The sequence below is a fragment of the Kitasatospora sp. NPDC042419 genome (genome assembly GCF_056437345.1).
On the sequence record NZ_JBWKAW010000002.1, the window covers coordinates 364,370 to 388,817 of the forward strand.

Genomic DNA, 24,448 nt, shown 5'->3' on the forward strand with positions numbered 1-24,448 from the left:
AGGGTCTTGGGTGTTGTGATCTTCACGCATTCAGCTTGACCGCGACAGCGGTCAGCCAGCCGAGCCCGAGGGCGGCGCCCAGGGTGAAGGCCAGCACGGTGGCCCCCGAGGCGGCGAAGCCGACCAGGACGGCGGCGGCCACCACCCGGGAGGCGAGCGCCCAGCCGCGGCCGAAGTGGCGGGCGAGGACGAGGAACGCGGCGCACAGGGCGAGGAAGCCGACCGCCCCGCCGACCAGGTGCACCGTGCCGTGCGCGCTCAGCTCCGTCACCCGGCCCTCGGGCGCGCCCACCGGGAACCCGGCGCCGGGGTCGGCCGCGAAGAGGCCGTCGAGGAGGAAGGTCGCGCCGAACAGGCCGACCAGGCGCGGAGCCCAGGTGCTGCCGGGCAGGGCGCGGGCCAGTCCGACGGCGCCGGCGATGAGCAGCAGGCCGGTGAGGAGGAAGGCGGTCTGCTGGATCCAGCCGAGCTCGCCCAGGCTGAGCTGGCTGAGCGCGTTCCGGGTGAAGTCGAACCCCTCGCGGGTCAGTCCGCCGGCGACCCCGACGGCGAGGAAGAGCGGACCGGCGACGGCGCCGGCGGTCAGCAGGGCGCGGGTCGCGGAGGGGGTGGCCGTGGCCGCCATCGTGTTCGTCATGCCAGTAGGACCGGGGGCGGGCCGGAAACTCATCGGGTCAGATGGTGTGACGTGGGCCACATGTTGATGTGACAAACCCACTATCACTGTTCGTATCTCGACCCTCGCTGCTGGTAGTTAGTGTGGCCGTCGGACAGCCCGAACACCGGTTCCTTGAAGGGATTTGGCATATGGCTATGGAACTCGACCCCTCCCACTCGCCCCGGGCCTTCTGGGGCAAGGAACTCAAGCGGCTGCGCGAGGAGGCGGGACTCTCCCAGGACGCACTGGGGCGGGTGCTGTTCTGCTCCGGTGCGTACGTCGGCCAGTTGGAGGCCGCGATCCGGAACCCGCAGGAGGACATGTCGGCACGTCTGGACGACGTGCTCAAGACCGGCGGCCACTTCCTGCGCGTCTACGAGATGTACCGGAAGGCGTCGCGGCTCGCCGAGTACTTCGAGCACGCGGCGGAGCTGCAGTCGTTGGCGCTGACCATCAGTGAGTTCTCCCCGCTGCTGGTGCCCGGCCTGCTGCAGACGCCCGACTACGCCCGCGCGCTCTTCGAATCGGCGCACCCGCTGCGGAAGGCCGCCGAGATCGAGGCCGACGTCACGACGCGCATGGGCCGAGCCGAGCTGCTCGACCGGACGAACGCCCCGATGTACTGGGCGGTCCTGGACCAGGCCGTGATCCGCCGGCCGGTCGGCGGCGCTGCCGTGATGGGGCGACAGCTGAGGCATCTCGCCACGCTGATCAGGGACCGTAAGGTGCTGATCCAGATCGTCCCCGACTCGGCCGGAGCGCACGCCCTGATGGAGGGCTCGGTCTGCCTGATGACGTTCGAGGACGCGCCGCCCACGGCCTACGTGGAGGGGCCCTTCACGGGCTGTCTGGTCGACGACCCCGTGCTGGTCGACCGCCTCATGCTGTCCTACGATCTGGTCAGGGCTGCCGCGTTGTCGCCGGAGGCGTCCCTGGCCCTGATCGCATCGGCGGCGGAGGACTACGGACATGCACCGGACTGAGCAGTGGCGCAAGAGTAGTCACAGCGGCGGCAGCGACAACAACAACTGCATTGAGGTGGACGACGCCCGTCCCGGGTCGGTCCGTGACTCGAAGGACCCGGACGGCCCGCGTCTGCGCTTCACCCCGGCGGCCTGGCAGTCCTTCGTGACCGCCGCCGCCGAGGGTGAGTTCGCCGCCGCCTGACGCATCGACGGCTCGAAGGCCGCCCCCGGACACCGGGGGCGGCCTTCGAGCCGGTCAGGGGTGCCACGGGCTGTGGTCGGGCCCGGTGTAGGCCGGTGAGCGGAACAGGCGGCGGAAGGTGTGCGGGCCGTGGCGGTGGTCGAGCCACTGCGTCAGCCCGCCCAGGTCACCGCTGATCATCGCGGCGACGATCAGGTCGTGCAGGGCGTCCGCCTCGTCGCCGCCGGTCTCGATGAGGAGCCGGTGGTAGCGCGCACCGACGCCGCGTTCGTAGCCGGCCATGGCCAGGTGGAACCCGGTGGCAGGGCCAGGGCCGGTACGGTTCACGTCCGCCGGCTCCAGCCGCCCGGTGGTGTCCCGGAAGGCGAGCCGGTCGGCCGCCGTGACGCGGCCCGCCAGGCCGAGGCGATCTGCCACCGCCCGGGCGATCGTCCGCGCCTCCCGGTCGGTGGCGCCCTCCATGACGACGCCGAGATTCCGCGTCGAACCGGTGCCCTCCTGGTCTCGCGCGGAGTACGTTCCGCCCTCAAGGTCACGCCGGTTGATCCCGTACCGGCTGCGGACCACGTGCCCGCCCTTGAGCCGGTACTCGCGGAACGAGCCGAAGTGCAGGCAGTCGTGCGCGTAGGAGCGCAGCAGGTCCAGCGCAACCAGCTCCGGCGAGGCGAGCCGGGGATCGTCCAGGTGCCCGTACCGCGTGACCACGGCCGCCAGTTGAACGTGCCGGTAGCCCTGGTCCGGGTGGTGGAAGCCCCCGAAAGCGCCCGGCCGGGCCGATCGCATCCCGACCCACACCCGGTCGATCGGGAGCAACTGCCCCAGTCCCAGGGTTCGGTACCGGTCGGCGAGCAGTACGGCGCCCAGTCGGAAGACCTCCCGGGCCGCCTCGTCCGACCAGCTGTCCAGTACCCAGTGCAGCAGTGAGAACGCCAGGTGCGGGTGAGCCCGGTCGAGCGCCGCCGTTGCCCGCCTCGCCGCCAGCAGCTGCGACAGTTCGGCGCGCTCGGCCGCGCTGCCCGCCAGGTGCTCGTTCGGACCGAGGCAGGTCGGAGTGAGCGAGCGCCCGAGAGTCAGGGTCGCGGGCGGGCGATCAGCTCCCGGTGCGAGTCCTGCATCCCCTCGGGGAGATCGTCCGGTGAGAACCATCGAGCCTCCAGAATCTCGAACGAGGCCACCTCGATCCGGCCGCCGACGTACTCGGCCTCGTAGGCGACTTCGACGCGGAGCTTGTAACCGCTCTTCAGGTGCGCCAGTTCGCGCACCTCGACCGTGAGTCCGGTCTCCTCCTTGACCTCGCGGACCACGGTGTCCGCGAAGGTCTCCTTCGCGTTCGCGTAGCCGGTCGGCAGGCCCCACTGCCGGCCCTCCGGCCACATCCGGTGCTTCAGCAGCAGCACCCGGCCGTCCTGGTCGCGGACGACGCCCGTCACGCCGACCATGAACTTCGAGTGCCACAGCCACAGCACGCGCCACTGCAGCGGCCCCCTGATGACCCGCCAGAGCCTGGCGGCGAGCTTCTTCATGGATTGCCCTTTCGAAGGCTCGGGCCGCTGCCGTGTGGTGCCAAGCCAAGCGCTTGAGGCCGTACGGAGCTAGCCGATTTCCTGTTCCCGCAAGTACTCATTCCGGATGCTCTCAAGCATGCTTCGCATGGAATCACCGGAAAGTGCTACGGACATGAAACCGTCGAACTTTTGCACATAGAGTGCTACGTCCTTCGGCTCCGTTATGACCAGCTCGGCGTGGATGGCCTCGACCGTGACGAATCTGTCGTCCCTGACCACGAACGAGTGAGTGGGAACATCCTGCTGTCGTGTGGCGAGAGGGACGATCCTGATATCCACGTTCGGCAGGCGCGAAACGGATATCAGTCGGTCCAGTTGGGCGGCCATCATCGGCGCCGGGAGCATGCGCCAGCGCAGTACGGATTCAGTCACGACGAAGTGGAACCCCTTGGCCGCATCGTAGATCACCTGCTGCCTTTCGAGGCGTGCGCCGATCGTGCGGGTCAGCATCTCCTCCCCGAGATTCTTTCGGGCGAGGATCGAGCGTGCGTACTCCGGGGTCTGCAGGAGGCCTGGAATCAGTGACGGCTGAAACAACTTGAGCGTGGCCATGGAGGTTTCCAGAGCCCGAATCTGCTGCTGTTTCCTGTGATAGCCGAGGCGGCGGAACTGTCGCCATGCCACGGCCTCCGTCGCAGCCGTGCGGGCTGCGTTCAGGTACTCGGCCTTGACCTCATCGGAAACGCCGATGGCCGTCAGGATGCGGTCGACGTCGGAGACACCGACCGACGTGCGGCCGTTCTCGATCTTGCTGAGCTTGCTCTGGGACATGAGTGCGCTGCGGGCAACCGTCTTGGCCTCCTTTCCGGAGGCCTTGCGCAGTGCCCGCAGCGCCGAACCCAGATCTGTTCTCTTCACTCGCCGTGCAGTGCCCACCAATCGGGGAACGGCTCGGCGTGTGCCATCGCCGTATCGCGGTAGGTGACGAATTCGGCGACCCGGTCGGCGTCGACGAACTCGGACCCGAGATAGCCCCCGGCGCCGTCGTACTTCATGGAACCGACGGTGTGCTCGTCGAACAGCCAGAAATCGGGTGCCCCGGGGATGGGGTTCGGCTGCTCCGTGGTGTCGAGGATGAAGAACTCCTCGCCGGCCAGCGCGTTGCGCCGGTATCCCCAGCCGAGTTCGAACCGCAGGTACGGGGTCAGCGGACGGGAGAGGACGTGAACCCGGTACATGCGTTTTCCGGCCCGGGTGGCGTTCCGCACGGTGGTCACCCAGTCCGCCGACCGGTAGGACTCCGGCTGGGGCTCCCCGGCGAGAAACGCCTCGTAGGCGTCGACTCCGCCGGAGCGGCTGTAGTCGTCCAGGGTTTCCAGCCGGAAGGCTTCCCGCTCGAATGCCCCGAACCACTCTCCCAGGGGCCTAGAGGAGGTTGTCACGGACGGCCTTTCGGATCAGTTCGACGGGGATCTCCACGACTGTCTCGTGTGACGGCAGAGCAAGGCCGTGATCCGGCGGGGTCGCGCCCTGGACCAGCAGGGTTCCCCGGTCGGTCGCGTACAGCGTCGGGCAGTCCCCGTCGTCGCACGAGCTGGTGAGCTTCTGGACAAGCACGGCGCCCCCTAGCGCGGGATCTGATGCCTGTTCCGATCCTCCCGGCCGTGATCCGCGGGGTGCAAGTGGGTGGGGTTTCCGCTACTGGAAACCGGTGGGCGGGGGTGGGGGTGTGCGGGAGACTGCGGGGATGGATGACACGGGGGCGGCGCCCGCGCTGGTCGGGCGGGTGGTGGCGGCGGCGAGGGCTGCCGAGGGGTCGGGTGACCGGGGCGGGTACGAGGACCTGTTGCGGCAGGCGGGCGGGGACGGTGCCGGGGCGCTGGCGGGCGGGCTCGGACTGCTCGGGTCGGCCGATGCGGTCGAGCGGGTGGTCGGCTGCGACCTGCTGGGGGCCGCGAGCGACCGGGACGAGGAGGTCCGGGCGGAGGCGGCGACCGCGCTGGTCGGGCTCGCGGAGGGGGAGGCCGACGTCCCGGTCCTCCGGGCGCTGGCGGCCGCGCTGGGGCGGACGGACGACCGGCGCGCCGTGCGCGTCCTGGTCGCGCTGGCCGGACACGCGGACGCCGGGGTCCGGGAGCGGGCGGCCGTCGCCCTGCCGGGTGCCGCCACCGGCGACCCGGACGGGCCGGACGTCCGCGCACTCGTCGCCCTGACCCGCGATCCGGACCCGGAGGTGCGCAACTGGGCCACGTTCGCGCTCGGCTTCCAGTCCGAGGCCGACGGCCCCGCGATCCGGGCCGCGCTCTGGGAGCGGACCGGGGACGCGCACCCGGACGCCCGTGAGGAGGGCATCCGCGGCCTGGCCCGGAGGCGCGACCCGCGCGCCGTACCGCTGCTGCTGGAGCTGCTGGCGGACCCGGAGGGTGCGCACGTCCTCACCTTCCACGCGGCGCAGGTCCTGGCCGCCCCCGAACTGCTGCCGGTACTGGAGGACTACGACCCGGACGACCCCGGGGTGGCCGAGGCCCTGGCCGCCTGCGACCCGGTGCGGCGTGAGCGACTGCACGCCGACGCCTGGGAGCTGCTCCGCGTGCTGGACGGGCTCCGGCCCGATCTGGCGGCCGCCCTGTCCGCGACCCGCGTCGATCCCGGCCTCGAACTGCTCCTGGGCGCCCGCCGCAGCAGCGCCCCGGCCGCGTACGACGCCGGGGCGCTGCTGCGGCGGGCGGACGGCGACCCGGGCCGGGCCGCCGGACTGGTCGCGGCCGGGCATCCGCCGTCGGCGGTGCGGGACACCCGGCCTAGCATCACCCCATGATCGACGACACCGACTGGAAGTCCGACCGCATCGGCAGCGCGCTGCGGGGCGAGAACCCGACCGTCATCCGGCGCCTGGACGCCGGGTTCGCGGTGATCGGGGACGTGCAGTTCCTGCCGGGCTACGCGATCCTGCTCGCGGACGAGCCGGGTGTCGAGCGGCTCACCGATCTGCCGAAGGCGCGCCGGATCGCCTACCTGGAGGACCTCGACCGGCTCGGCGAGGCCGTGGAGCGGGCGTGCCGGGCGGCCGATCCGGCGTTCCGCCGCGTCAACCTGGAGATCCTGGGCAACACCGACCCGATCCTGCACGCGCACGTGTGGCCGAGGTTCGACTGGGAGCCCGAGGACCTCGTCCGGATGCCCGTCTGGCTCTACCCGGCGGACCGCTGGCGCGACGCCCGGTACGCGCTCGGCCCGGCACAGGACGCGATCCGGGCGGCCATCGGGGCGGAGCTGGATGCGCTCAGGTGAAAGCCGGTGGTGCAGACCACTCGTTCTCGTGAATCCGCTGACCGGGAGGCGGACGTAGGGCCAACTCCGCTCTAATCTGCGGGACATGGACATCGTGATCCCGCTCTTCGACGACTTCGAGCCGCTCGACGCGATCGGCCCCTACCAGGTGCTCGGGTACCTCCCGGGCGCCACCGTGCGGTTCGTCTCGACGAGCGGGACCGGCCGGGTGACCGACACCCTGGGCGGGCTGAGACTCGACGTCCCCGTCGGGTACCGGGAGGTCGAGTCGTGCGACGTCCTCCTCGTACCGGGCGGGAACGGCACCCGCCCGCTGCTGGACGAGGCCGGGTTCCTCGACTGGATCCGCCGGGTGCACACCACCACCCGCTTCACCGCCTCCGTCTGCACCGGCGCCCTGCTGCTCGGGGCGGCCGGCCTGCTCAAGGGGCTGGCGGCGACCACCCACTGGGCGGCCGCCGGTGAACTGGCCGCGTACGGCGCGACGTACACGCCGGAGCGGGTGGTCCGCCGGGAGCGGATCGTCACGGCGGCCGGCGTCTCCTCCGGCATCGACATGGCGCTCCTGCTCGCGGCGCTGCTCACCGACGAGACCACCGCCCAGGCGATCCAGCTCTACGCCGAGTACGACCCCCAGCCGCCCTTCGACGCCGGTTCGGTGGCGAAGGCCTCGCCCGCCGTGCTGGAGCGGATCCGCGCGATCGGCTAGGGCGGGGCGGGGCGGGCGGGCGGGGGCGCCGCGTCACGCGCGGAGGAACGACTCCAGGGAGACCGCCAGGGCGACCGGCGTCTCGTGCATCGGGTAGTGCCCGCTGTTGGGGAGTTCCTCCAACTCGGCGTTGGGGTAGTGCGCCAGGAAGGTGCCGCGCATCACCTCGGCGGTCAGTGCGAGGTCGTGCGTTCCGACGATCACCTTGACCGGCACGGGATTTCCGTCGATCCGGTCCACCAGGTCGGCGGTGGCCCAGTCGCGCACGTAGCCGCCGAACGCCTCGCGGGTGGACAGCGACAGCGAGCGGTTCACCATCAGGTCGAGCCAGACCCGGCCGGCCCGCTGTCCGGTCACCAGGTCCACGATGGCGTACCGCTTCTCGCGGTCGTCCGCCGCGCCGTAGAACAGCTTCTCGGCGGCCGCGTCCATCGGGTACGGGCCGGCCGGGACGGGCGCCAGGCCGACCAGCTTCCGCACCCGGCCGGGCGCCTGGGCCAGTACCTGCTGCACGGCCTTGCCGCCCATGGAGTGCCCGACGAGCGAGAAGCTCTCCCAGCCGAGCTGGTCGGCCAGCGCGAGCGCGTCGTCCGCGATCTCGGCGAGCGTGTACGCACCCGTCACGTTCCTGCGCTCGCCGTAGCCCCGGTAGTCGAGGAAGGCGTAGGTGAAGGAGGAGCCGTCCAGGTAGTCCAGGAACGCGCCCCAGCCGGCGCTGGTGCCGAACCAGTCGTGCAGTACCAGGACCTTGTGGGCGCCGGTGCCGATCAGGCGGTGAGGGATCGTCATATCCGGTGTTCTGCCCGCGAATCCGCGCCGCCGAACTACTGGCGGGTATGCGGGTTCGGCCCGGCGGGCCGGTCGGGCGTACCGGTCGGGTGGCCCGGCCCGGCGCACCGGTCGGGCGCCGGATCAGAGCGCGCGCCGGTACGCCGTGCCCGGCCGGCCGTCGACGTCCTGCTCGCCCACCACCGCGAACCCGGCGCGGGCGAGCAGCGCCCGCGAGGGCGCGTTGTCGAGGGTGGTCACGGCGGTGAGCTCGGTGAGTCCGTACGCGGTGGCGGCGAGCCGGCACACCTCCTCGACCGCCGCCCGCGCCACGCCCCGGCCGCTCGCGCGTTCGCCCACCCGGTAGCCGAGCTCGGCGCTGCCGTCGGCCGCGTCGACCAGGTTGACCCGGCCGACCAGCGTGCCGGCGGCGTCCAGGACGACGTGGAAGTGGCAGGCGCCGGAGTCCTGTTCGGCGAGCAGTGCGGCGTGCCGTCCGGCGAACCCGGCCGGGGTGAAGTAGGCGTCCCCGCGGTCGGGCACCGAGCGGGCGAAGAACTTCCGGTTCTCGCGCTCGAACGCGAGCAGGGCGTCCGCGTGTCCGGGGGTGAGCCGCTCCAGCCGTACGGCCGGGGCCTGGACTGGTCCGTCTCCTGTGATCATCCGATCATGGTCCGACCTGTTCCGGCCGCTGTCCAGCAGGAACGATGACCCCATGGGGACAATGGGCGCAGTGGAGACCCGCGAAGGAGAGACCGTGATCGGCCGTCTGCAGTGCATCGTCCTCGACTGTCCCGACCCGGCCGTACTGGCCCGCTTCTACGCGGGGCTGCTCGGCGGCGAGGTGGACCGGCCGGACCCGCGCTGGTCGTTGGGCGAGGGGTGGTCCACCCTGCACGTCCCCGGCGGCCCGGTGCTCTGCTTCCAGCGGGTCGCCGACCACCGCCCGCCCCGCTGGCCGGACCAGGCCCACCCCCAGCAGGCCCACCTGGACGTCGACGTCGACGACGCGGCCGCCGCCGAAGCGGTCGTCCTCGCGCTCGGCGGCACGCTCCTCCAGGACGCCGGCGGCTGGCGCGTCTACGCCGACCCCGCCGGCCACCCCGTGTGCCTGCTCCCGGTGCGCCCCTGAAACCTCTGACGCCCGCGCCCGGGCGCTCTCCGCCGCACCGGCCGGAGAGCGCCCGGACCCGGCCGCTCAGGCGATGCGGCGGATGCGGCGGACGGCCAGGACGAGGAGCAGGGCGGTGAGGGCGAGGAACAGGCCCGTCTCGATGACCTGGAAGGTCCAGAAGCGGTCGGCCGGCTGGTACTCCTGCCAGTTGGTGTAGGGCGCGGGTCCGAAGCCCTGCTGGGCGAAGTGGGCCACGCACCCGGCGGAGTCGCCGGAGCCGTCGGTGTCGCAGCCGACCCGGCCGTCCGGGAGGACGAGTTCCCCGAGGCCGTTGCGGACGCCTTCCTGGTAGACCCAGGAGCCGGTGAAGCGGCTGGCCATCAGCTTGCTGTCGATCGCGTAGCTGAGCGTCTTCGTCGGCAGGAAGTACGGGCGGGCGAGCGTCTCGACCAGGACCCGGACGGCGACGAAGGCGGCGAGCGAGATGCCCATCGCGGGCAGCACCTTGCGGTTCAGGGTGCCGACCAGGATGCCGAGCGCCACCGCGAACAGCGTGTAGCCGATCGGGGCCACGCCCTGGACGTCGAAGAGCAGGTAGTCGAACCGGCCCAGGCCGTTGGCGGTCAGCGGCGCCAGCCACCAGGCGACGCCCAGCGCGTAGACCACCGACAGGACGAGGGCGACGGCGCCGACCAGGCCGAACTTGGTGAGGATCCAGCGACGGCGGCTGATGCCCTGGGTCCAGACCAGCCGGTGGGTGCCGTTCTCCACCTCGCGGGCGACCAGCGGGGAGCCGAAGAAGAGGCCCACCAGGACCGGCAGGAGCACGAAGAGGATGGCGAGGAAGGGCATCGCGCCGTACTGGTTCTCGAAGCGCTGGCTGAGCGCCTCGCAGCCGCCGCCGGACACGAGTTGGGCGCCGCCCAGCTTGCGCAGGCACGGGCCGAGCCCGGAGTCCTCGAAGGTGGAGCGCATCGACAGGCCGGTGGGGATCAGGGCGGCGGCCAGGACGGCCAGCGCGATCGCCGTCCAGAGGGCCTGCCTGCGGTGTTGACGCCAGGTCAGCCAGATCATGCGGCCACCTCCGGGTGCGGGGCGGCGCCGGTGGCCCGGGTGTCGGCGGCGCCGAGGTAGGCGAGGACGAGGTCCTCCAGGGTGACGTCGTGCACGGCCCACCGGTCGGCCTCGACCGGGCCGTCGGTGCGGACCAGCAGGGTGGACTGCCGCTCGGTGTGGCTGGCGCGGACCACCTCCGCCACCCCGGGCACGGCGGCGCCGTCGGCGACCCGCGGGCCGACCAGCCGGCAGTGCGAGGCGAGCAGGTCGTCCACGGAGCCGGAGAGCTGGACGCGGGCGGTCTGCAGGACGATCAGGTGGTCGCAGACCCGTTCGAGGTCGGCGAGCAGGTGGGAGGAGAGCAGCACGGTGGTGCCGTACTCGCCGACCGCGCCCATCAGGGCCTGCATGAACTCGTGCCGGGCCAGCGGGTCGAGGGCGGCGACCGGTTCGTCGAGCAGCAGCAGCCGGGGCTTCTTGGCCAGGGCCAGGGCCAGCGCGACCTGGGCGCGCTGGCCGCCGGAGAGCTTGCCGACCGGCTTGTCGGCGGGGATGCCGATCCGGCCGAGCCGGTCGTGGGCGATCGCGGAGTCCCAGCGGCGGTTGAGCCGGCTGCCCATGGTGATCAGCTCGGTGGCGGTGAAGTCCGGGTAGAGCGGGGTGTCCTGGGCGACGAACCCGAGGTCGGCGAGGGCGTCGACGTTGTCCCGCGGGTCCTGCCCGAAGACGCGGACCCGTCCGGCGTCGGGCCGCAGCAGGCCGACGGCGAGGTGGAGCAGGGTGGACTTGCCGGCGCCGTTGGGGCCGACCAGGGCGGCGATCCGCCCCGCGGGGAGCTGCAGGGAGCAGCCCTGGAGCGCCCAGGTCTGGCCGTAGCGCTTGCCCAACCCGTCCGTCTGCAAAGCGACTTCCGTCATGTGTTCCCCCAAGGATGCGGTCTGGCGGGGCTCCGGCCGGGTCAGCCGTCCTTCGGCGACGGCTTGTCGAACGTGGCCCGCGTGGTGGTGTCGATCAGCGCGGTGATGTCCTCGCGGGCGAGTCCGGCGGCCTGGGCCTTGCGCAGCCAGGTCACCAACTCGTCGCGCAGTTCTGCCTGGTGGGACAGCGACGGTCCGGCCAGGGTGCGGACCAGGAACGTCCCCACCCCGGGCCGGCCCTCGGCGAGTCCCTCCAACTCCAGCTCCCGGTAGGCCTTGAGCACGGTGTTGGGGTTGATCGCCAGGGACTGGGCCACGTCGCGCACCTTGGGCAGCCGGTCCCCCGGTTGCGCCAGTCCGACTCGCAGCGCCTGCTTCACCTGCAGCACCAGTTGCATGTACGTGGCCACCCGCGAGCGGCCGTCGAGCACGAACTCGATCACCAGTTGTTCTCCTGTCCTACGACAGTAAGACAGGATAGGCGTGGGTCAGTCAAGTGCCGAGCGTGGGGGGTGGATCGCGGAAGCCGGAAGGGAACTGACGTCGCGTCCGGCGGCGGTGTCCGTCAGTACAGGGACAGTGCGTCGCCCACGGCGAGCCGGCCGGGGGTCGCGACCTCGGCGAGCGCGTCCAGGCGGGTGTCGTGGGCCTGGGCGATGGCCTTGAGGATCTCGGGGGCGTGCGGCAGCCCGGGCTGGGCGGCGGTGGTCATCACGCAGCGCTCGCTGGACCGGACGAAGGCGAGCCGGGCGCCGGAGCGCGAGCCGGTCCGGCCCTCGCGGCCGAACCACTCGTCCTCGACGAACGGCGGGGTGCCGGGCGGCGTGCGCAGCAGGATGTTGGGGCGGAACCGGCGGACGTCCACGACGGCGGACGGCGCGGCCTCGGCCACCCAGTCCAGGGTGGCGGTGGTGAGCACGCTGACCGGGAGCTGGTCGAAGTGCGAGACGGCGTCCTCGCGGGCGAGTTCGACGTCGTCGCGCTGCAGGTAGGCGCGCAGGAAGGCGGTCGGGTCGGCGACCGGGCGGCCCAGCGGGTCGAACAGTTCGGGGCCGTCGATCCGGTGGCCGAGCCGGGAGGAGAGTCGGAGCAGGCCGTCCATCCGCCGGAACCGGCGGGTGTTCTTGCCGGAGCCGAACTTGCCGTTGCCGTCGCGCACGGCGTAGAGGCGGTCGCCCGCGAGTCCGCGGTCGTCCACCTCGACGGAGTCGAGCCGCTCGCCGCCGGTGGACTTCACGGGGTAGCGCCAGAGCTGCTCGATCACTCCGATGATCTCTGCCATGGCCGGACAGCGTACCGGCGTACGCCGGGGATGGTCTAGACCAAGTGCCGGGCCGGCCAAGCGGTTCGGCGGATCCGACCGGCCGGCCCGGAGCCGCTCGGGCCGTTCCGAAGCCGTGCCCGGGTCACCGCGGGGCCGCTCCGGGGTCACCCCAGCCGGGCCACCGCACGGACCGGCGCCCCGTCGGCCGCCACCAGCCTGATCGGGAAGAGCGAGATCTCGACCGGCCGCCCGGCCCGCTGCGCCTCCAGCAGCGGCCGCAGGTCGGTCAGGTTCTCGGCGATGACGCCGCCGCCGGGCGCGCCGAGCAGGACCCGGTGCGCGGCCAGCGTGGGCTCGTCGGCGGCCGGCTGGTCGTGTTCGTCGGTGAGGTCGGCGAGCAGCGCGGCCACCGTGGGGTCGCCGGGCCCCGGGTCGGGCGTGGGGTCGACGCTGAGCGCGTCCACGCCGACCGTCCGCACCCCGGCGGCGACGATCGCCTCGGCCGCGTCGGCGGTCAGGCTCGGGTGGGCGAGATAGGCGTCGGTGCCCCAGTGCCGGGCCCAGCCGGTGGCCAGCAGCAGGACGGTGCCCTCGCCGGCGTGCTCCAGCGCGGGCGCGAGCTGCTCGGCGGTGACGGCCGCGCGGGGCTCCAGGCCGCGCAGGTCGGCGACGACCACCGGGCCGGTGAACCGCTCCAGCGGCAGGCCGTCCAGGGTGGGCCAGGTGACGTCCACGTGGTACGGCGCGTCCACGTGGGTCCCGGACTGCGAGCCGAGGTGCAGGGCCAGCACGTTCACCCCGGCGGTGGCGGTGGTGAGCGCGGGCTCCAGGACGACGGCCGGATCGCCGGGGTAGACCGGCATCGCGGTGGTCACCTGATGGGTGAGGTCGACGAGGGTCGCTGCCATGGCGCCCATCCTCCCAGGGCGGGGCCGGGGCCGGGCGGGGCGCGTGGGTTAAAAAGTAACCACTATGGAAAAGCCGAAGCAGCCCGTACGTCAGCCCTGGGTCGTGGGGGTGTCCGGCGCGTCCGGCACGCCCTACGCCGCCTCCGTGATCCGCGCGCTGCTCGCCGCGGGCGAGGCCGTGGACCTCGTGGTGAGCCGCGCCGCGCGGCTCACCATCCTCGACGAGACCGGCATCTCCTTCCGCGACGCGCACTGGCGCACCGACCTCGCCGCCTGGCTGGCCGTCCCGGAGGAGGGCCTCGACGGCGTCCGGTACTGGTCGGCCGGGGACTTCGCGGCGGGCCCGTCCAGCGGCTCGTACCCGGCCAAGGGGATGCTGGTCGTCCCCGCGACCACCGGCGCGGTGGCCGGCATCGCGCTCGGCCTGAGCAAGGACCTGCTCCAACGGGTGGCCAGCGTCACCCTCAAGGAGCGCCGCCCGCTCGTGGTCTGCGTCCGCGAGGCGCCACTCAACGGGGTGACGTTGAAGCACCTGGTGGAGCTGGACGCACAGGGGGCGGTCGTGCTCCCCGCCTCGCCCGGTTTCTACGCCGGCGGTTCCACCGTCCGTGAGCTGGTCGATTTCGTGGCCGGGCGGGTGCTGGACGCGGTCGGCGTGCCGCACGCGCTGTACCGGCGGTGGGAGGGCGAGTTGGGCGCGGCCGCCCGGGAGGACGGCCGATCGGCCTGACGACACCGACCGGTCGACCTGAGGGGGAGTGAGGCGCCGGGAGTCGGGAGAGTATGTTCTCTGCGATATCCGGGTTGGTCCGAGCATGGCACCTTTGAATCCGGATAATGATCTGTGGGTCTGGTGAGGTTCGGAAGGACGCGGACGGTATATGGACACGGTGGACAGACAGCTCATCCAGGCGCTCCGGGAGAACGGCCGTGCGTCCTACGCCGAGCTGGGCCGACTGGTCGGCCTCTCCGGCCCGAGCGTCACGGACCGCATCAACCGGCTGGAGCAGGCCGGGGTGATCACCGGCTACCGCGCGACGGTCAACCCGGCCTCGCTCGGTTTCGGCGTCACGGCGCTGATCGGGCTCCAGCTCACCGACGCGGCCGACCACGAGGACGTCGCGTTCCGGCTGAAGGACCTGGGCGAGGTCGAGGACTGCTGGTTCATCGCCGGCGACGACTCGTACATGCTCAAGGTGCGGGTGCCGGACGTCGAGGGCCTGGAATCGGCCGTCAAGCGGATCTCCGGGACGAAGGGTGTGGCCCGTACCCGTACGACCGTCGTACTCTCCACCAAATGGGAGAGCCGGGTGAGCGAGCTGCCGCTCGCCGAAGGGGAGTGACGGCGATGGCGCTGGTCGGTCTGGAGGAGCTGCACGCGGCCCGGGAGCGGATCGCGGGGGTCGCGGTGCGCACCCCGCTGGTCCCCGCCCCCTGGGCGGCCGACGGCGAGCGACGGCTCTGGCTCAAGCCGGAGAACCTCCAGCCGACCGGGGCCTTCAAGACCCGCGGCGCGTACAACCGGCTCGCCGCGCTGAGCGCCGACGAGCGCGCCCGCGGCGTGGTCGCCCAGTCCAGCGGCAACCACGCGCAGGCCGTGGCGTACGCGGCGGACCTGCTCGGCATCAAGGCCGTGATCGTGATGCCGGACACCTCGCCGGCGGTCAAGGTCGAGGGCACCCGGTCGTTCGGCGCCGAGGTGGTGCTGGTGCCGCCGGAGGAGCGGGACACCGTGCCCGCCGAGCTGGCCGAGCGGCACGGCTACGTCTGGGTGCCGCCGTACGACGACCCGTTCATCATCGCCGGCCAGGGCACCGTGGGCCTGGAGATCGCCGAGGACGCCCCGGCGGAGCTGGACACCGTCCTCGTCCCGGTCAGCGGCGGCGGGCTGATCTCCGGTACGGCCGCAGCCCTCAAGCTCACCCGTCCGGGCGTGCGGGTGGTAGGCGTCGAGCCCGAGCTGGCCGCCGACGCCCAGGCCAGCCTGCGGACCGGCGAGCGGGTGGCCTGGCCGGTCGCCGACACCTACCGGACCATCGCCGACGGGCTGCGCACCCCCTCGGTCGGCGAGCTGCCGTTCCGGCACCTCACCGCCTACGTGGACGACATCGTCACCGTCACCGAGGACGAGATCCGCGCGACGGTGGCACTGCTGGCCCGGCGCGGCCGGCTGGTCGCCGAGCCGTCCGGCGCGGTCGCCCCGGCGGCGTACTTCCACCGCGCGGCCGAGACCGGCGGACGGCACACGGCCGCCGTGGTGAGCGGCGGGAACATCGACCCGGCGTTGCTCGCGGAGCTGCTCGCGGGCTGAGCCGGGCAGGGGCGTACGCTCGTTCCGGCAAGGATTCGAAGTCGGAGGAGGCGGGGCACCGCATGGACGCAGGGCTCAAGCGCGAGCTGGAGGCGAAGGTCTACGCGGGTGAGCGGCTGACCCGCGAGGACGGGATCGCGCTCTACGAGAGCGACGACCTGGCCTGGCTGGGGGGCCTGGCCCACCACGTGCGGACGCAGAAGAACGGCGACGTCGTCCACTTCAACGTCAACCGCCACCTCAACATGACCAACGTGTGCAGCGCGTCCTGCGCCTACTGCTCGTTCCAGCGCAAGCCGGGCGAGAAGGACGCGTACACGATGCGCATCGAGGAGGCCGTCCGCCTCGCCAAGGCGATGGAGGTCGACTCCCTCACCGAGCTGCACATCGTCAACGGCCTGCACCCGACCCTGCCGTGGCGCTACTACCCGCGCTCGCTGCGGGAGCTGAAGGCGGCGCTGCCGAACGTCTCGCTGAAGGCCTTCACCGCCACCGAGATCCACTGGTTCGAGCGGATCAGCGGCCTGCCCGCCGACGAGATCCTGGACGAGCTGATCGACGCCGGCCTGGAGTCGCTCACCGGCGGCGGCGCGGAGATCTTCGACTGGGAGGTCCGCCAGCACATCGTCGACCACGACACCCACTGGGAGGACTGGTCGCGGATCCACCGGCTCGCCCACAGCAAGGGCCTCAAGACGCCGTCCACCATGCTGTACGGCCACATCGAGGAGCCCCGCCACCGGGTCGACCACGTGCTGCGGCTGCGCGAGCTCCAGGACGAGACCGGCGGCTTCCAGGTCTTCATCCCGCTGCGCTACCAGCACGACTTCCACGACTCCAAGGACGGCGTCGTGCGCAACAAGCTGATGGCCCGTACCGAGATGGCCACCGGCGCCGAGGCGCTGAAGACCTTCGCGGTCTCCCGGCTGCTCTTCGACAACGTGCCGCACGTCAAGGTCTTCTGGGTGATGCACGGCGTCACCACCGCGCAGCTGGCGCTCAGCCACGGCGCGGACGACATGGACGGCTCGGTGGTCGAGTACAAGATCACCCACGACGCGGACAACTTCGGCACCCCGAACAAGCTCGGCCGCGACGACCTGCTGGGCCTGATCCGCGACGCCGGCTTCCGGCCGGTGGAGCGCAACACCCGCTACGAGGTGATCCGCGAGTACGACGGCCCGGACCTCGGCCGCCGCGACACCCCGCAGGCGATGCGCCTCTGACCCCTCGGCGACCAGCGGTTTCCGCTCGTCCCCTCCCGCTGCCCGGGCCGCCCGCCGGCCCGGGCGGCGGCTTCTTCACCGGCTCCGCACAGGACCCGGGTTTCCCAACGGGCCGTGGGTTTGGCAGGATCGGCCACATGTCCGGTTCCGATCGCTCCACCGCGTACCCGTCGTACGACCCGGTGTACGAGGTGCCGCAGCAGTCGTACGGCGGCTACCAGCAGCCGTACCCGCAGCAGTACGAGGAGCCCCACCCGGGCCGGTACGAGGGCCCGGACGACCCCGGCCACGCGGCGTACGCGTACCGGAGCCTCGCCGAGCACGACGTGTACGACCAGCCGTTCCAGGCCCACCCGGCGGAGCCGGCGGCCGGTCCCGAGCCGACGGTGGGACCGGTGCCGGTGCCGGCGCAGGCCGCCCCCGCCGGCTCCCGGGCCGCCGCCCGCGGCCACCGGCGCAAGCCGAAGAAGAAGCGCACCGGCCGGGCCGTCACCGCCGGCACCGCCCTGCTGCTGGCGGCCGCCGCCGGCTGGTACACGGTCGGCCAGGACGCCGCCAGGACGGGTGTGACCAGCGCCGACGGCCCCGGTCCCGACGGCGTCGCCACCCCGGACCAGCCCGCCGCGGGCCAGACCACCGCCGGCCAGACCGCCGCCGCGCAGCCGGTGACCGACCAGGCCTCCCCGACCGCCGCCCCCGCCGCCGACGCCCGGCACACCGGGGAGCCGGCCGCCGACCGCAGCGAGGCGCGCGCCGACGGCTCGGTGGCCGCGATACCGGGCCTCGGCGCCGCGTTCGCCGCCCGGATACCCGCCGAGACCACCCAGGTCGTGCTCGCCTCCGGCGCGGGCAAGGACACCAACAAGGCGGCCGTGACGCTCTGGACCCGCACCGCCGAGGGCCGCTGGCTGGCCGGCGAGACCTGGCAGGGCCACAACGCGTTCAAGGGCTGGACCACCGACCACAACGAGGGCGACCTGCGCAGCCCGATCGGCGTCTACTCGCTCACCGACGCCGGCGGCCGCAAGGCCGACCCGGGCAGCAGGCTGCCGTACGACAAGGACGCCAACTTCGTGGTCTCCGGCCGGGGCTTCGCCGGGGAGCAGCTCGCCGGCTCCTTCGACTACGTGGTCGCGATCAACTACAACCGGGTGCCCGGCAACTCCCCGCTCGACCCGCGCCGCCCCGACGGCTCGACCAAGGGCGGCGGCATCTGGATCCACGTCGACCACGGCGGTCCGACGCACGGCTGCGTGTCCGTCCCGGAGGACAAGATGGCGCAGCTGATCCGGACCCTGGACCCGGCCGCCCACCCGGTGATCGTGATGGGCGACGCCGCCTCGCTGGCCGCCTGACCGGGCCCTCCGGCGCCCGGCCGGGCCCGTCGGCGGTCCGGGCGGCCGGGTCGACGCCCCAGGCGCCGCAACGGTCCTTGTCGGTCTCCTACAGCATCCCGGCACGGATCCTGTAGCCGGTCACGCCCGACTGACCAGTGGGTAACCGGGTTGAGTGGGCAGTATGACCGGTTCGCGCATCGTGGCACTCGGCCACTACCAGCCCCCCAAGGTCCTCACCAACGACGACCTGGCGAAGCTGGTCGCCACCGACGACGAGTGGATCCGCAGTCGGGTGGGCATCCGGACGCGCCACATCGCCGAGGGCGAGACCCTGGTCGACCTGGCCACCGAGGCGGCGCAGAAGGCGCTGGCCAACAGTGGGCGGTCGGCGGCCGACGTCGACCTGGTCGTGGTGGCCACCTGTACGGCGGTGGAGCGCAGCCCCAACACGGCCGCGGCCGTCGCCGCCCGCCTCGGCGTGCGCGCACCCGCCGCGTACGACATCAACACGGTCTGCTCGGGCTTCTCGTACGCGCTGGCCACCGCCGACCACGCGATCCGGGCCGGTGCGGCGCGGCTGGCGCTGGTGATCGGCGCGGAGCGGATGTCGGACACCATCGACTGGACCGACCGGTCCACCTGCGTCATCTTCGGCGACGGCGCCGGTGCGGCGCTGGTCGAGGCCCAGGAGGAGGGCGCCGAGCCGGGGATCGGCCCGGTGGTCTGGGGCTCGGAGCCGGAGCGGGGCGACGCCGTGGTGATCACCGGCTGGGACCCGGTGATCAGCCAGCAGGGGCAGTCGGTGTTCCGCTGGGCAACCACGCAGATCGCTCCGCTGGCCCGCGAGGCCTGCGAGAAGGCCGGCGTCGAGCCGTCCGAGCTGAAGGGCTTCGTGCCGCACCAGGCCAACCTGCGGATCATCGACGCGATCGCGTCCCGGCTGGGCGTCACCGACGCGGTGGTGGCCCGGGACGTGGTGGACTCGGGCAACACCTCGGCCGCGTCCATTCCGCTGGCCTTCTCCAAGCTGGTGGAGCGCGGCGAGCTGTCGCCGGGCGACCCGGTGCTGCTGTTCGGCTTCGGCGGCGGCCTCGCGTACGCGGGCCAGGTGGTCCGCTGCCCCTGAGCCGGTCCCGAAACGGTCGGCGAGCGGCCCGGAACGGTCCGGAAGCATCGCGGAAGCAGCCCCGAAGCGGCTCGCTGCGGTCCGGACGGGTCGGGCGGCCCGAGGCGGCCGAGTCGGCCCGGAGCGGCTGCCGAGGCCCCCTGAGGCCCCCTGAGGGCCTCCGGGGCTCCCGGGCGGCCCCGGGAACACGAACGCCGGTGGGCGGGCACCCCTGCAGGGGTGCCCGCCCACCGGCATGTCGTGGCGCGGTGCGGACCGCCGGCGGACCTCCCCCGAGGACACGGCCGCCGTCCGTCGTACCCCGGACAGGAGGCCGGGGCCGCGCGAAGCGGAAAGGTGGGTCGGAGCGGATCGGTCTACTTGGGCGCCTTCTTGCCGGTGACACCCAGGTACACCAGGGGAGCGAGGTTGGGTTTGAGGTCCTTGACCTTGACGCCCCAGGACGTGAAGGCCTTCTGGTGCTCGGCCGCGGAGGCGAGCAGTGAGACCAGTGACCCGGCGACTGCGGCCGGATCCAGTGACTTGTCGGCCTGGCCCTTCGCCTGGAGTTCCTTGACGGCTTCCGTGAGTGGCTTGGCGACCGCGTTGAGGACGGTCATGCGGATCTTGAAGAACCGCTTGTCCCCTTCGGCGGCACCGAGCGTGACCACTCGGAGAATGGCGTCGTTCTTGCGCCAGAAGGCGAGGAATCCGTCGACCAGTTCTTCCGAAGTGGCCGTGCCGGACTTCCCTGCCCAGGACTTTCCGGCCACCAGCTCTTTGAGGCTGTCGGCGTCCTTGGCCATTTCCTCGGCGATTTCGAGGACAGCGCCCTCGACATCCGGGAAGTACTGGTAGAAGGTCGCGGGGGAGGTACCCGCCATACGGGCGACGTCGATGACCTTGACGTCCCGATAGGGCGACGTGCTGAGCATCTCGCGGAGGCAGTCGAGCAGCTTCTGCCGCGTCTCCTGTCCGCGTCGCCCGGCGACGCGACCGTCGACGGTGCGAACTTGTCCTGTCATGCCGTCAGCTTACCGTGGCACGATCTTGGCGCGATTCGGTGATGTGACTATTACTCCGCATGGGGGTTGGTATAGGGCCGTGAAGCACTTCGGACGGATATTCATCGCGCTCCCGGGGCCCGGTTCGGCGCCCCCCCGTGTGCTTTTGACGCCACAGGGTGACGACCCCTCCGCTGAGGGGTGGTCGAGTAACGGAGAGTGACGATTACAGTTCGGGTGTCACCTGCCCCGCCCGGGGCCCCCGGGCGTGTCGGGCGCAAGCCGCCGCCGGAGCCGACGTCAGAATTCGGCCGTTCCCGCGGCACCGGCCGGGCAGTGGACGCACCGTCGGGCGCTGGACGCCCGTGGGCGGGGGAGGTTGGAGATGCACCCGGCGGCATTGGAGAATCGGGTCCGGCACCACGCGGCGGGTGTCCGGCACCACGCGGGCGGTGCGGAAAACGGGGAGGTGGCAGCGGGTGGACCAGCTGACGGCGCACGATCCGAGGCGGATCGGGCCCTTCGAGGTGCTGGGGCGGCTCGGCGCGGGCGGAATGGGCCTGGTCTACCTGGCGCGCTCCGCGTCCGGCCGACGGGTGGCGATCAAGACGGTCCGGGGGGAACTGGCCGAGGACGAGCTGTTCCGGGTCCGCTTCGCCCGGGAGATCGCGGCCGCCAAGACGGTCGGCGGTTTCTACACCGCGGCCGTGGTCGACGCGGACGCCGACGCCCGGGTGCCCTGGCTGGCCACCGCGTACGTGCCGGCGCCCTCCCTGGAGGACCTGGTCACCGAGTGCGGGCCGCTGCCGGCGGGGGCGGTGCGCTGGCTGGTCGCGGGCATCGCCGAGGCGCTGCAGTCGATCCACGCGGCCGGGCTGGTCCACCGCGACCTCAAGCCCTCCAACGTGCTGGTCGTCGAGGACGGCCCCCGGGTGATCGACTTCGGCATCGCCGCCGGCGTCTCCAGCACCCGGCTCACCATGACCAACGTGGCGGTCGGCACCCCGGCGTACATGTCGCCCGAGCAGGCCCGGGACAGCCGGGGCGTCACCGGCGCCAGCGACGTCTTCTCGCTCGGCTCGCTGCTGGTCTTCTGCGCCACCGGGCACCCGCCGTACCGGGGTGCCAACCCGGTCGAGACGGTGTTCCAGCTGCTGCGCGAGCAGCCCGACCTCTCCGGCCTGCCGGTCGAGCTGGTCGACCTGGTCCGGGCCTGCATGCGGCCCGCCCCCGAGCACCGGCCGACCCCGGAGCAGATCCAGGCCGAACTGGCCCCGCACCTGTTCTCCCGGGACGACGCCTCGGGCGAGGCCGGGGACTGGCTGCCGCCCAACGCGCTGGCCCTGATCGAGCACAAGCGGCGCGGGCGGCAGGCCGTGCCGGTCGCCGCCCCGGCGGCCCCCGTGCAGCCGCCCGTCGTGCCGCAGCCGCACGCGCAGCCGGTGCCGCACCCGCACCAGCAGGTGCCGCCGCAGCGCCCCGGTCAGGACGACCCGCGGACCGGGCCCGGGGGGCGGCACGCCCCGCTCCCGGCCGGGCCGGTGCACACCACGCCGCTCGGCCCCGACCCGGAGCCCGCCACCGAGAAGCTGGCCGCGCCGCGGCGCCACCGCGCGCCGGTCGCCGAGGAGAGCGCCGTCGAGGTGCGGCTGTCCGGCGCCTCGGTCCGGATAGGGCCCGGGCCGCGCGCCGAGCAGGCCGGCTCGGGCGCGGCGCCGGCCGAGACCGACTGGGTCCGCCGGATCACCCCGCCCCCGGCCCGGGCGGCCCGCTGGCGCCCCTGGCGGTTCCGGATGTCCAACGACGTCTGGGGCACCCCGGTGGTCGCCGGCGGCACCCTGTTCGTCTCCAGCTTCGAGGTGCACGCCCTGGACATCGCCTCCGGGCAGCGCCGCTACAAGACCCGTGACGTCGCCTGGGCGCTCGCCGTGGACGCCGGCCGGGTGCACGCCGCCGACGGCCCCCACCTGTTCACGGTGGACGTCGGGGACGGCGCCGAGCGCTGGCGGCACTCGCTGGACGGCTGGGTGTACTCGCTGGACGCCGCCGACGGCGTGCTCTGCTGCGGCATCCGGGGCGGCGGCGTGCAGTTGCGCTCGGCGGTCGACGGCGCCGAGCTGTGGCGTGCCGACGACGCCCAGCAGGACTACGAGAATCCGCAGTCCGGACCGGCCCTGGTGGCGGGCGCCGCCTACTACTACGGCGGAGGCCGGCTGCGCTGCGTCGACCCGCGCGGCGCGGGCCTGCGCTGGTCGGTCCCGGTCGGCGAGGACGTGCCGTCCCGCCCGGCCGAGCGCGCCGGGGTGCTGTACGTGACGGCCGGCACCCGGGTCTACGCGCTGGACGCGGCGACCGGCGCCGAGCGGTGGCGGTTCGAGGCCTCGGCGGTGCTGTTCACGCCGCCCGCGCTGGACGCTGACGCGGTCTACGTCGCCGACTACCTGGGCACGGTGTACGCGCTGGACGCGGCCACCGGCCGGGACCGCTGGCGGGCGGCCACCGGTAGCCGGCAGGGCGCCGAGCCGGTGGTGGTCGGGGACGGCATGGCGCTGGTCGGCAACGGCGAGGTGCTGTACGCCTTCGAGGCGGCCACCGGGCGGGAGCGCTGGCGGTACACGGCCCGGGGCGAGATCGTCGGCTCCCCGGCGGTCGCCGACGGGCTGGTCCACCTCGGCAGCCGGGACCACTCGCTGCACACCCTGGACCTCGCCAGCGGCCGGCTGCGCTGGGAGCTGGGGACCAAGGGCGAGCTGACCGGCTCCCCGGTGGCGGTCGGCGGCAAGGTGTTCGTCGGCTCCAAGGACCGCTGCGTCTACGCGCTGGACGCGTTCTACGGGACGGCGGTGCCCTCGCACTGACGCGGGGCGGGCGGGTGCGCCCGGGGGCCCGCGGCGGACGGAGGCTCCGGCCCCCGCCCGCCGCGGGCCCGTCCGGTTACTTCCGGGCCTCCGGGTGGCGGCTGCACCAGCCCTCCCAGGCGGAGGCCACCATCTCCTCGACGCCGTGCCGGGCGGTCCAGCCGAGCTCGCGCCGGATCAGGTCGGCCGAGGCCACCACCCGGGCCGGGTCGCCCGCACGGCGCGGGGTGATCTCCGGGGTGGTGTCGTAGCCGGTGACCTTGCCGACGACGTCCAGCATCTCGCGGACGCTGACGCCCTCGCCGCGGCCGATGTTGAGGACCAGCGAGGTTTCCCCGGCCGGGTCGGCGGCCAGCCGCTTCGCGGCGGCCACGTGGGCGGAGGCGATGTCCGAGACGTGGATGAAGTCGCGCACGCAGGTGCCGTCGGCGGTCGGGTAGTCGTCGCCGAAGACCCGCGGGGCCCGGCCGGCGGTGAGCCGCTCGAAGACCATCGGGATCAGGTTGAAGACGCCCGCGTCGGAGAGCTCCGGCGAGGCGGCGCCGGCCACGTTGAAGTAGCGCAGCGCCACGGTGGACATGCCGTGGGCCTTGCCGGCGGCGGCGACCAGCCACTCGCCGGCCAGCTTCGTCTCGCCGTACGGGCTCATCGGCGCGCAGGGGGTGGACTCGGTGACCAGGTCGACGTCGGGCATGCCGTAGACGGCGGCGGAGGACGAGAAGAGGAAGCGCTTGACGCCGCCCTCGGCCGCGGCCTCCAGCACGGTCTGCAGACCGATCATGTTCTCGCGGTAGTAGAGGAACGGCTGCTCGACGGACTCGCCGACCTGCTTCTTGGCGGCGAAGTGCAGGACGCCCGTCACCCCGTGCTCGCGGATGGCCGCGTCCAGTGCCGCCCGGTCCAGCGTCGAGCCCTCGACGAGGGCCACCTCCTGCGGCAGCCGGGCCCGGTCACCGGTGCTGAGGTCGTCCAGGACGGCCACGCGCTCGCCCGCGTCGAGGAGCTGCTGCACGACGTGCCCGCCGATGTATCCGGCGCCGCCGGTGATCAACCAAGTCATGGGCGAATCCTAGGGCGTGCGGATTTCGGCCCGGTGCCGCGGGCGAGTCGGAGCAGGGGATTCGGACATTTCGGTGAAATGCTGACAAAGATCTCTGCGCCGTGTCCGTGCCGAGGAAGCCGGAGGCCGTCCCGTGAACCGCAAGAAGGAACCCACCCGTCCGTTCCCGGCCGGACCCCGGCCGACCGGG

28 protein-coding genes are annotated in these 24,448 nt (G+C 72.9%); 13 read left to right on the forward strand and 15 right to left on the reverse strand.

Annotated features, from left to right (window positions below):
• Positions 1 to 22: 22 nt before the first annotated feature.
• Complete coding sequence (locus tag AC067J_RS05400; RefSeq protein WP_478296645.1) at positions 23 to 637, reverse strand: DUF998 domain-containing protein; 615 nt, start codon at positions 635 to 637, stop codon at positions 23 to 25.
• Between the two features lie 170 nt (positions 638 to 807).
• Here AC067J_RS05400 and AC067J_RS05405 point away from each other — a divergent pair, with 170 nt between their 5' ends.
• Positions 808 to 1,641, forward strand: a complete 834-nt coding sequence (locus AC067J_RS05405) for a helix-turn-helix domain-containing protein (protein WP_478296646.1) — start codon at positions 808 to 810, stop codon at positions 1,639 to 1,641.
• Positions 1,628 to 1,825 carry a DUF397 domain-containing protein gene (locus tag AC067J_RS05410; protein ID WP_478296647.1) on the forward strand — a complete coding sequence of 66 codons (198 nt, stop codon included), beginning with the start codon at positions 1,628 to 1,630 and terminating at the stop codon, positions 1,823 to 1,825. The genes AC067J_RS05405 and AC067J_RS05410 overlap by 14 nt, the downstream gene beginning before the upstream one ends.
• Positions 1,826 to 1,879: 54 nt before the next feature.
• Here AC067J_RS05410 and AC067J_RS05415 read toward each other — a convergent pair whose 3' ends face one another.
• The 5 genes from AC067J_RS05415 to AC067J_RS05435 form a co-directional block, all read right to left on the reverse strand.
• On the reverse strand, positions 1,880 to 2,971 hold the full coding sequence (locus AC067J_RS05415) for a hypothetical protein (RefSeq protein WP_478296648.1): 1,092 nt from the start codon (positions 2,969 to 2,971) through the stop codon (positions 1,880 to 1,882).
• Complete coding sequence (locus AC067J_RS05420; RefSeq protein ID WP_478296649.1) at positions 2,896 to 3,348, reverse strand: NUDIX domain-containing protein; 453 nt, start codon at positions 3,346 to 3,348, stop codon at positions 2,896 to 2,898. The genes AC067J_RS05415 and AC067J_RS05420 overlap by 76 nt, the downstream gene beginning before the upstream one ends.
• Positions 3,349 to 3,417: 69 nt before the next feature.
• Positions 3,418 to 4,248: a helix-turn-helix domain-containing protein gene (locus tag AC067J_RS05425; protein WP_478296650.1), complete on the reverse strand. Its 831-nt coding sequence runs from the start codon at positions 4,246 to 4,248 to the stop codon at positions 3,418 to 3,420.
• Positions 4,245 to 4,772: a DUF6879 family protein gene (locus AC067J_RS05430; RefSeq protein ID WP_478296651.1), complete on the reverse strand. Its 528-nt coding sequence runs from the start codon at positions 4,770 to 4,772 to the stop codon at positions 4,245 to 4,247. The genes AC067J_RS05425 and AC067J_RS05430 overlap by 4 nt, the downstream gene beginning before the upstream one ends.
• Positions 4,756 to 4,947 carry a hypothetical protein gene (locus AC067J_RS05435; RefSeq protein ID WP_478296652.1) on the reverse strand — a complete coding sequence of 64 codons (192 nt, stop codon included), beginning with the start codon at positions 4,945 to 4,947 and terminating at the stop codon, positions 4,756 to 4,758. Before AC067J_RS05435 ends, AC067J_RS05430 begins: the two co-directional genes overlap by 17 nt.
• A gap of 130 nt (positions 4,948 to 5,077) precedes the next feature.
• Here AC067J_RS05435 and AC067J_RS05440 point away from each other — a divergent pair, with 130 nt between their 5' ends.
• The 3 genes from AC067J_RS05440 (at position 5,078) to AC067J_RS05450 (ending at position 7,330) form a co-directional block, all read left to right on the forward strand.
• Entirely contained in the window at positions 5,078 to 6,148 is a 1,071-nt protein-coding gene (locus AC067J_RS05440) for a HEAT repeat domain-containing protein (RefSeq protein WP_478296653.1), read from the forward strand.
• Entirely contained in the window at positions 6,145 to 6,621 is a 477-nt protein-coding gene (locus tag AC067J_RS05445; protein WP_478296654.1) for an HIT family protein, read from the forward strand. Before AC067J_RS05440 ends, AC067J_RS05445 begins: the two co-directional genes overlap by 4 nt.
• Before the next feature lie 85 nt (positions 6,622 to 6,706).
• Complete coding sequence (locus tag AC067J_RS05450; RefSeq protein ID WP_478296655.1) at positions 6,707 to 7,330, forward strand: DJ-1/PfpI family protein; 624 nt, start codon at positions 6,707 to 6,709, stop codon at positions 7,328 to 7,330.
• A gap of 33 nt (positions 7,331 to 7,363) precedes the next feature.
• Here the strand turns inward: AC067J_RS05450 and AC067J_RS05455 are convergent, their stop codons facing one another.
• Positions 7,364 to 8,119 carry an alpha/beta fold hydrolase gene (locus AC067J_RS05455; RefSeq protein ID WP_478296656.1) on the reverse strand — a complete coding sequence of 252 codons (756 nt, stop codon included), beginning with the start codon at positions 8,117 to 8,119 and terminating at the stop codon, positions 7,364 to 7,366.
• A gap of 123 nt (positions 8,120 to 8,242) precedes the next feature.
• The gene (locus AC067J_RS05460; protein ID WP_478296657.1) at positions 8,243 to 8,761 is read right to left on the reverse strand and encodes a GNAT family N-acetyltransferase; all 519 of its coding nucleotides are present in this window, start codon (positions 8,759 to 8,761) and stop codon (positions 8,243 to 8,245) included.
• A 94-nt stretch (positions 8,762 to 8,855) separates the two neighbouring features.
• On the opposite strand from AC067J_RS05460, the gene AC067J_RS05465 reads away from it, so the two are divergent.
• Positions 8,856 to 9,230, forward strand: a complete 375-nt coding sequence (locus AC067J_RS05465) for a VOC family protein (protein WP_478296658.1) — start codon at positions 8,856 to 8,858, stop codon at positions 9,228 to 9,230.
• Between the two features lie 66 nt (positions 9,231 to 9,296).
• Here the strand turns inward: AC067J_RS05465 and AC067J_RS05470 are convergent, their stop codons facing one another.
• From AC067J_RS05470 to AC067J_RS05490, 5 genes are all read right to left on the reverse strand, one after another.
• The gene (locus AC067J_RS05470; protein WP_478296659.1) at positions 9,297 to 10,286 is read right to left on the reverse strand and encodes an ABC transporter permease; all 990 of its coding nucleotides are present in this window, start codon (positions 10,284 to 10,286) and stop codon (positions 9,297 to 9,299) included.
• The gene (locus tag AC067J_RS05475) at positions 10,283 to 11,185 is read right to left on the reverse strand and encodes an ABC transporter ATP-binding protein (RefSeq protein ID WP_478296660.1); all 903 of its coding nucleotides are present in this window, start codon (positions 11,183 to 11,185) and stop codon (positions 10,283 to 10,285) included. Before AC067J_RS05475 ends, AC067J_RS05470 begins: the two co-directional genes overlap by 4 nt.
• A 41-nt stretch (positions 11,186 to 11,226) precedes the next feature.
• Complete coding sequence (locus AC067J_RS05480; protein ID WP_478296661.1) at positions 11,227 to 11,628, reverse strand: GntR family transcriptional regulator; 402 nt, start codon at positions 11,626 to 11,628, stop codon at positions 11,227 to 11,229.
• Between the two features lie 122 nt (positions 11,629 to 11,750).
• On the reverse strand, positions 11,751 to 12,467 hold the full coding sequence (locus tag AC067J_RS05485) for an MOSC domain-containing protein (protein ID WP_478296662.1): 717 nt from the start codon (positions 12,465 to 12,467) through the stop codon (positions 11,751 to 11,753).
• A 146-nt stretch (positions 12,468 to 12,613) separates the two neighbouring features.
• Positions 12,614 to 13,357: a cyclase family protein gene (locus AC067J_RS05490; protein WP_478296663.1), complete on the reverse strand. Its 744-nt coding sequence runs from the start codon at positions 13,355 to 13,357 to the stop codon at positions 12,614 to 12,616.
• A 64-nt stretch (positions 13,358 to 13,421) separates the two neighbouring features.
• Between AC067J_RS05490 and AC067J_RS05495 the strand changes: the two genes are divergently transcribed.
• The 6 genes from AC067J_RS05495 to AC067J_RS05520 all read left to right on the forward strand — a co-directional run bounded on the left by AC067J_RS05495 (position 13,422) and on the right by AC067J_RS05520 (position 19,357).
• The gene (locus tag AC067J_RS05495; RefSeq protein WP_478296664.1) at positions 13,422 to 14,087 is read left to right on the forward strand and encodes a UbiX family flavin prenyltransferase; all 666 of its coding nucleotides are present in this window, start codon (positions 13,422 to 13,424) and stop codon (positions 14,085 to 14,087) included.
• 151 nt (positions 14,088 to 14,238) lie between these two features.
• Positions 14,239 to 14,700: an Lrp/AsnC family transcriptional regulator gene (locus AC067J_RS05500; RefSeq protein WP_327678059.1), complete on the forward strand. Its 462-nt coding sequence runs from the start codon at positions 14,239 to 14,241 to the stop codon at positions 14,698 to 14,700.
• A gap of 5 nt (positions 14,701 to 14,705) precedes the next feature.
• Positions 14,706 to 15,668, forward strand: a complete 963-nt coding sequence (locus AC067J_RS05505; protein WP_478296665.1) for a threonine ammonia-lyase — start codon at positions 14,706 to 14,708, stop codon at positions 15,666 to 15,668.
• Positions 15,669 to 15,730: 62 nt separating this feature from the next.
• Entirely contained in the window at positions 15,731 to 16,894 is a 1,164-nt protein-coding gene (mqnE, locus tag AC067J_RS05510; protein ID WP_478296666.1) for an aminofutalosine synthase MqnE, read from the forward strand.
• Between the two features lie 137 nt (positions 16,895 to 17,031).
• The gene (locus AC067J_RS05515; RefSeq protein ID WP_478296667.1) at positions 17,032 to 18,249 is read left to right on the forward strand and encodes a L,D-transpeptidase family protein; all 1,218 of its coding nucleotides are present in this window, start codon (positions 17,032 to 17,034) and stop codon (positions 18,247 to 18,249) included.
• A gap of 163 nt (positions 18,250 to 18,412) precedes the next feature.
• Positions 18,413 to 19,357 carry a beta-ketoacyl-ACP synthase III gene (locus tag AC067J_RS05520; RefSeq protein ID WP_478296668.1) on the forward strand — a complete coding sequence of 315 codons (945 nt, stop codon included), beginning with the start codon at positions 18,413 to 18,415 and terminating at the stop codon, positions 19,355 to 19,357.
• A 356-nt stretch (positions 19,358 to 19,713) separates the two neighbouring features.
• Here AC067J_RS05520 and AC067J_RS05525 read toward each other — a convergent pair whose 3' ends face one another.
• The gene (locus AC067J_RS05525; RefSeq protein ID WP_327678051.1) at positions 19,714 to 20,361 is read right to left on the reverse strand and encodes a TetR family transcriptional regulator; all 648 of its coding nucleotides are present in this window, start codon (positions 20,359 to 20,361) and stop codon (positions 19,714 to 19,716) included.
• Positions 20,362 to 20,819: 458 nt separating this feature from the next.
• On the opposite strand from AC067J_RS05525, the gene AC067J_RS05530 reads away from it, so the two are divergent.
• Positions 20,820 to 23,198, forward strand: a complete 2,379-nt coding sequence (locus AC067J_RS05530) for an outer membrane protein assembly factor BamB family protein (protein ID WP_478296669.1) — start codon at positions 20,820 to 20,822, stop codon at positions 23,196 to 23,198.
• Between the two features lie 76 nt (positions 23,199 to 23,274).
• Here the strand turns inward: AC067J_RS05530 and galE are convergent, their stop codons facing one another.
• Complete coding sequence (gene galE / locus AC067J_RS05535; RefSeq protein WP_478296670.1) at positions 23,275 to 24,258, reverse strand: UDP-glucose 4-epimerase GalE; 984 nt, start codon at positions 24,256 to 24,258, stop codon at positions 23,275 to 23,277.
• Between the last annotated feature and the right edge of the window lie 190 nt (positions 24,259 to 24,448).

Coding starts and splice junctions, on each gene's coding strand:
- AC067J_RS05500 (WP_327678059.1), top strand. CDS start 14,239: ATGGACACGGTGGACAGACAGCTCATCCAGGCGCTCCGGGAGAACGGC.
- AC067J_RS05470 (WP_478296659.1), bottom strand. CDS start 10,286: ATGATCTGGCTGACCTGGCGTCAACACCGCAGGCAGGCCCTCTGGACG.
- mqnE (WP_478296666.1), top strand. CDS start 15,731: ATGGACGCAGGGCTCAAGCGCGAGCTGGAGGCGAAGGTCTACGCGGGT.
- AC067J_RS05440 (WP_478296653.1), top strand. CDS start 5,078: ATGGATGACACGGGGGCGGCGCCCGCGCTGGTCGGGCGGGTGGTGGCG.
- AC067J_RS05405 (WP_478296646.1), top strand. CDS start 808: ATGGCTATGGAACTCGACCCCTCCCACTCGCCCCGGGCCTTCTGGGGC.
- AC067J_RS05455 (WP_478296656.1), bottom strand. CDS start 8,119: ATGACGATCCCTCACCGCCTGATCGGCACCGGCGCCCACAAGGTCCTG.
- AC067J_RS05505 (WP_478296665.1), top strand. CDS start 14,706: ATGGCGCTGGTCGGTCTGGAGGAGCTGCACGCGGCCCGGGAGCGGATC.
- AC067J_RS05410 (WP_478296647.1), top strand. CDS start 1,628: ATGCACCGGACTGAGCAGTGGCGCAAGAGTAGTCACAGCGGCGGCAGC.
- AC067J_RS05450 (WP_478296655.1), top strand. CDS start 6,707: ATGGACATCGTGATCCCGCTCTTCGACGACTTCGAGCCGCTCGACGCG.
- AC067J_RS05420 (WP_478296649.1), bottom strand. CDS start 3,348: ATGAAGAAGCTCGCCGCCAGGCTCTGGCGGGTCATCAGGGGGCCGCTG.
- AC067J_RS05495 (WP_478296664.1), top strand. CDS start 13,422: ATGGAAAAGCCGAAGCAGCCCGTACGTCAGCCCTGGGTCGTGGGGGTG.
- AC067J_RS05485 (WP_478296662.1), bottom strand. CDS start 12,467: ATGGCAGAGATCATCGGAGTGATCGAGCAGCTCTGGCGCTACCCCGTG.
- AC067J_RS05520 (WP_478296668.1), top strand. CDS start 18,413: ATGACCGGTTCGCGCATCGTGGCACTCGGCCACTACCAGCCCCCCAAG.
- AC067J_RS05445 (WP_478296654.1), top strand. CDS start 6,145: ATGATCGACGACACCGACTGGAAGTCCGACCGCATCGGCAGCGCGCTG.
- AC067J_RS05515 (WP_478296667.1), top strand. CDS start 17,032: ATGTCCGGTTCCGATCGCTCCACCGCGTACCCGTCGTACGACCCGGTG.
- AC067J_RS05460 (WP_478296657.1), bottom strand. CDS start 8,761: ATGATCACAGGAGACGGACCAGTCCAGGCCCCGGCCGTACGGCTGGAG.
- AC067J_RS05490 (WP_478296663.1), bottom strand. CDS start 13,357: ATGGCAGCGACCCTCGTCGACCTCACCCATCAGGTGACCACCGCGATG.
- AC067J_RS05400 (WP_478296645.1), bottom strand. CDS start 637: ATGACGAACACGATGGCGGCCACGGCCACCCCCTCCGCGACCCGCGCC.
- AC067J_RS05475 (WP_478296660.1), bottom strand. CDS start 11,185: ATGACGGAAGTCGCTTTGCAGACGGACGGGTTGGGCAAGCGCTACGGC.
- AC067J_RS05415 (WP_478296648.1), bottom strand. CDS start 2,971: ATGGTTCTCACCGGACGATCTCCCCGAGGGGATGCAGGACTCGCACCG.
- AC067J_RS05525 (WP_327678051.1), bottom strand. CDS start 20,361: ATGACAGGACAAGTTCGCACCGTCGACGGTCGCGTCGCCGGGCGACGC.
- galE (WP_478296670.1), bottom strand. CDS start 24,258: ATGACTTGGTTGATCACCGGCGGCGCCGGATACATCGGCGGGCACGTC.